Below are 5,018 nucleotides of genomic sequence, written 5' to 3'. Positions count from 1 at the left end.
CTCCTTGGATAACTCGTACTAGAACCTGTACAAGTATAGCAAATCTGCGCGCAGGAGGGTGGTTTGCGGACGCCCGTGAGTGTGCAGCCGCAGCTGGCGAGTAGTTCGTCTTAGCGCACGGCGTAGCGTAATGCGCCGGCTTCGCCGCAAGATGTGCAGACCGGCGTCAAGCGGGCATGATGATAATCATGGAGCACATCTATGTTACATAGCCGCGCCCCTCGAATGGAACGCTCTGATCAATCCCCTGCATCCCAGAATTCAGGTCTCAGCGCCTGTGCCTGTGCAATGGGATGACAGGCTCTTCCCGCGTCAATGAGGGATGGTCGGGATTCGCAAATATATGAAGCTTCACGTATTCGGGATTACCGGCCAACCCTCCGCAAGGCTGAAAGTCGGGTTGCCGCGGATGATTGCTAGGGTGCGCCCGCGACCGTAATCAATCCATTCGCCTGAACCATTCTGGTCGAAACTCGTGACGATACGGTCGCACCGGACACGCATTGCGTCCTCGGTTCTCAGCACCACATAGCCTCCGCCTAGCGCCGTCAACCCGGCCCCGTCCAAATCACAGTAGCCATCGGTGGGTGCGCATAGCCACCGAGTTGGAATGTGGGCGACTGGCGAACACCTTCGCGATACGCCAACGCATTCCTCAGTCTCGACACGGCGCATCTCACCTTCAGGTCGAGTGAGTGGGATGCCTCGATTCTCGAGGAGCTTGCTGCTCTGTCCCAGTCCTCGGGGCGGTAGGAAATCCAGCTCCTCATCTTGGCACGGGGCCGGCGACCGATACTTAGCCTACAGCCGTCATGGCAAGGCGGCGACGATCGGATATCGCTTCACTGAGATTTCCCAATCAGGGACATTGTCTACGCACTGAGTAGACAATTGGATTGAGTTGACTGCCTTGCTGCATTTGCTCCTGCATACGGCGGGGCCATTGCCTCGGCAAGAACAGGTGCTGCAGCGAGCTTGGAACAAGATCATGCAAGCCGACGACGGCTTGCACGTCGGAAAGATGGTCACAGCACATTTCAACATAAGGCCCGTTCACCGAAAATGGATGGGACTCGACTGTGGGTAGGGCGCGGCGCGAAGCGTACCCTACGGCCTGGGGAAGTTTCCGACCGTCGGCGAGCGATTGCTGGGAACGGGTGCAAAATGGGCGGAGGCATACACGGCATTGCACGCCCATACTTCTTCCCCGTCCTTATAGAAGATGACCCATTTGCCGTCGCTGAGGCATGAGTCCAGCCTGGTCGCGCAGACGTTCGGCCACGTCCGCCGGCATGGAAGAGTGCGCTTGGTGCAGGTCGACCAGAAGCCGATCGGCCGCACGCCACGCTCCTACCTGATTGACACAGTTATCGCGTACGGATGTAGGCGTCGAAGAGGCCCGCGTGCAGGCCGCGTAAAGTCTTTCGTCGTTCAACCAAATCATGCTGTCGGCCTTCGCGCTCAAGGAGCAATACCTCCAGCATGATCCGCATCCCCTGTTCGGGTAACGTGTGCGTTGAGGGCTCGGACCCGCGTAGGAGGGCGGCAAGCCCCGGTTTTTCTGTCAATGCCCACGCCGGGAACCACGCAAGATCATCGATTGTGCCGTCACCGTCGAAATTCGCATCGAATACCCGGCGTAGCGCCAGCAAAGACGAATCACCGAGCGCTTGTATCAGCGCGCCAAGCTTCCTCGGCGACAACCAGGCAAGCTCGGCCAAGAGCGGCCACGCCGGTTCAAGCCCCTGGAGCCGGTAGACAGTCTCGGCCATCCAGGCAAGCGTGATTGGAATACGTCGCCACGACCCGATCCGCTTTATGCTTTCGCGTGCCGCGGTCCACTCCGCTGCGCGCATCCATAGCGGCGCGGCATGCCATTCCGGCATCTCGCGGTGAAACGGCAATTGCGAGGCGGCTTGCGCAATGGCTCGCCACAGAGGTATGCACCAGGCCATGCCAGCCGCGTCGCCGAATGCGCGGCGGGCCGCCGGCACGCTCGGCGAACACCATGCCTCGCAGGTGTCACGTAGCGCCGTGTGACTAGTGATGGGCTCTTGGACAGGGTACTCAAGAACGCGTACCAGTATCTCGAGGGGCGGCATGAGCGCGTCGGCTGGATATTCGGCGGCCAGCCGACGCAGTGCTTCACGCCCCGCGACGGCATTGCGTCGCTCAAGCGCTGCAAGCACGTCATTGCGAAGCATGACATCGCGGCTATGTTCGAAGAGGTCGAGCTGAGTCGTCACGGCGTTCATATTGGTATGTCCGATTCCAGCCCTGTAGGGCGCTCGGAATTACCGGGAGGCAACAAGTCTGCGAGGAATGGTAGCTCGTGCGGCCAATACCGGCAATTGGCGACTTGCCCGCTTTAACTGACGTGCAACATAAGAGGGGTCGGTGGCCTCATACACATCAGGCGTACCTGTTTCTGCGAAGGGCACGTCTGAAGAGGGTTGGCTGTGGCGGCGCTGCGACGGGCCGAGCGGGGCGAAGCGGAGGGGAGCGCTGGCCAGCCAAGTGCTGGCAGGCCCTTCATATTGCATTGCGCTGCTTGGGGCCGCCAGTTGTCGCAAATGTGATAGCGCCGGAACCAAGTATGCGCCAACTTTGCCCGTACAATCCCGCATCTTCGTTGGCATGCAGGACGTTCTGATTCTCGCCGGCGGGGCTTATTGCTCGACGCGCTCCTTTTCCCTGGCTTCAAAGGTGAATGACGTAGTGGCCTGGCGCTCGACTGCCAGCCCTGCGCAAGAATACCCCGTCGCCTGCACCCTAGCCATTGTCGGGTCATAAACGCAATCGGCTCCCCGAGCCCGTAATCTGCGCTATATCACCTCGCGGCCCCTCGCATTCACGCCTTACTGCAACATGGCCCAATGATAGGCATACGCGCGACGCCGGCGACTGACACGCTTGAGCGCGGCGCCGATAACGCGCTGGTCCAGGACTGGCTTGGCCATGCGCCGACGGAAACCGCACGGATGTACGACCAATGGGCGCTGCCCCCCGGAAGCTCTTGCGTTGGACACACCCAGCCCCCCCGAGCTTAGACATAATGCCAGGTATGTCTCCCTTGTCGCTGCCGGGCTATGGCTTCTTCCTGGCCTCGATACCGCACCATCCGTTGGTCGACGCGTTTTCGGCGTGGATGGTGTCGGTATTGGCCTCGGCGTCAGGCCGTGTCCCCACCTCGCGGATCGAGATGACGGTGCGGCCGCCGCAGTTGCGTAGCAGGTCGCGCAACTCATTAATGACCGGAAACACCTCATGGTTCCAGTCGGCGCCCTGCTTGTCGTGAGCTTGTTGCTCGCGCTCGACGATCCAGCGGTCCTCCTTGAAGATGCGTTCTGTGAACCAGACCAGCAGCGGCCATGCCAGGTCCAGCGCAAACGGAATACCGGGCTTGCGGACGGAAAGCAGGCCAAACGTCCGGTTGGTGCGCTGCGCCGTATCCAGCGGCACGTAGACGATCCACAGGTCCATCACTAACGTGCCGTCGCCCGAGCGGATCTGCAGGGTCTGGTACGGATAGCCGGTGCGCACCGTCATCACGTCCTTGTCGTCCTGGTCGCCGTTCTTCTTGCTGGCGCCAAACACCAGCGCCTCACCCACAGGCTGCTTGCCTTCCATGCGCGCGAACGTGTAGTCCACTTCCACCCAGTCATCGCCGCGACGGCGGCCCAGCGAGCGCGCGCGCATCTGGCCCATCTGCCGCCGGTGCAGGAACTGGTGGTTCATGTCCATCAGGTTCTCGTGCATGAACGAATAGTGGCACTTGACCTCGCGCCCAAAACGGCGCGTCTTGTACGCCTTGTCCGCCACGGATGGCATGGCGGGCAGCGGCCGCTCTTTGGCAAGCGCCACATCGCCGGGAAAGACAAAGATCAGGCCATGCACCTCGCGGCAGGGATAGGCACGCACGCCGTTGGGCAGGCGCTCGCGCCCGAGATATGGCACATCGACGCAGTGGCCAGTGCAGTCATAGGTCCAGCCGTGATAGCCACAGCGGATGGACTCGCCTGCCACCACGCCTGCGTGCAGCGGCACTTGTCGGTGTGCGCAACGGTCTTCCAGCGCGAATATCGTACCGGACTCGGTACGCACCAGCACGATCGGATCGCCGGCAAAGTGCACTCCTAAAGCTTTTCCCCGCTTGACCTCGCGCGACCAGGCCAGCGGATACCAGTGATCGGGATGAATGGGCACACGGCGCAGGTCGCGCACGGGCGCGCTGGCGGGCGAATCGATGGCACAGCTATCCAGCAAAGGCACTGCATGCATGCGTGACGCCTCCTTGCATAACGAGAGCTTCGACCGTTCTCACAAGCGGACGGATAAGCGAACGGGGATCTGGCGCAGTCTACGCGAGGTCCGGCGAACTCACCGAAATCCCGCTTTTACTATGGTGCGCTTGATATTGGGGAAGGATGAAGGTCATGGCCACTTTCGGCCATTCGAGCCTGCATCCTAAAGGGGCTGGTATGGGCGACAACGCGATGGGGTATTGACGCGGCGAACGTCCCCCGTCCCATGAGCGATCGTTCGGGCCGGGTAAAGTGAGGGTTGAGATAGGCCCTTCTCGGAAGTTCTGCACTGACTTGGTGAATGTCGGATTCGCCTGCTTGGCTTGCTCGCGGACTGTGAAGCCCGTTTGGTGGACGCCAGGAGGCGGCTGCCGCAAGCGACCGGTGCATCGCCACTACCGCAGCGGTATAGGAAAACGTGAAGGCGTCCTATCGCGACAACTATGCGAGACCGGCGGAGATCAAGCGCAAATACGGCCCGGCCAACCTGTTCCGCGTGAATCAGCTGCAACTGCTGTGTGTACTTCAACGCCTTTGCATAGTCTCGCCGGTCCTCACTCAGTTGACCGAGGCGCGCAAGCGCCGCGATGCACTGTTCGCGTAACCTTTCGCGCGCGGGCTTGAACTGCTGACAGAATAGTTGCGCGTTCTTGTGCAGTTGTGCACAATTTGCGCATGATACGCACGATGGTCAGCATTCAAGAGGCTGCGGAG

General features: G+C 60.9%; 3 protein-coding genes. 1 reads left to right on the top strand and 2 read right to left on the bottom strand.

Translation table 11 applies throughout. From position 1 onward, the window contains the following. Positions 1–1,367: 1,367 nt before the first annotated feature. Together RM96_RS40375 and RM96_RS29675 are read right to left on the bottom strand one after the other, a co-directional pair. The gene (locus RM96_RS40375; protein ID WP_039015316.1) at positions 1,368–2,255 is read right to left on the bottom strand and encodes a hypothetical protein; all 888 of its coding nucleotides are present in this window, start codon (positions 2,253–2,255) and stop codon (positions 1,368–1,370) included. An 832-nt stretch (positions 2,256–3,087) separates the two neighbouring features. Then, positions 3,088–4,281 (bottom strand): aromatic ring-hydroxylating oxygenase subunit alpha, encoded by a 1,194-nt coding sequence (locus tag RM96_RS29675; protein WP_052279833.1) that lies wholly within the window; start codon positions 4,279–4,281, stop codon positions 3,088–3,090. A gap of 441 nt (positions 4,282–4,722) precedes the next feature. Between RM96_RS29675 and RM96_RS41010 the strand changes: the two genes are divergently transcribed. Beyond that, positions 4,723–4,908, top strand: coding sequence for a BBE domain-containing protein (locus RM96_RS41010; protein WP_039015315.1), 186 nt, complete (start codon positions 4,723–4,725; stop codon positions 4,906–4,908). Positions 4,909–5,018: the final 110 nt, after the last annotated feature.

It is taken from the genome of Cupriavidus sp. IDO (assembly GCF_000812465.1).
In the GTDB taxonomy this organism is placed as follows: Bacteria; Pseudomonadota; Gammaproteobacteria; order Burkholderiales; family Burkholderiaceae; genus Cupriavidus.
The sequence above is the reverse complement of the archived record's forward strand: the minus strand, read 5'-3'. Positions and strand labels throughout refer to the sequence as shown.

What these genes read in the sequence shown, in the direction of transcription:
- RM96_RS40375 (WP_039015316.1), bottom strand. Translation starts at nt 2,255, where the DNA reads ATGAACGCCGTGACGACTCAGCTCGACCTCTTCGAACATAGCCGCGAT.
- RM96_RS29675 (WP_052279833.1), bottom strand. Translation starts at nt 4,281, where the DNA reads ATGCATGCAGTGCCTTTGCTGGATAGCTGTGCCATCGATTCGCCCGCC.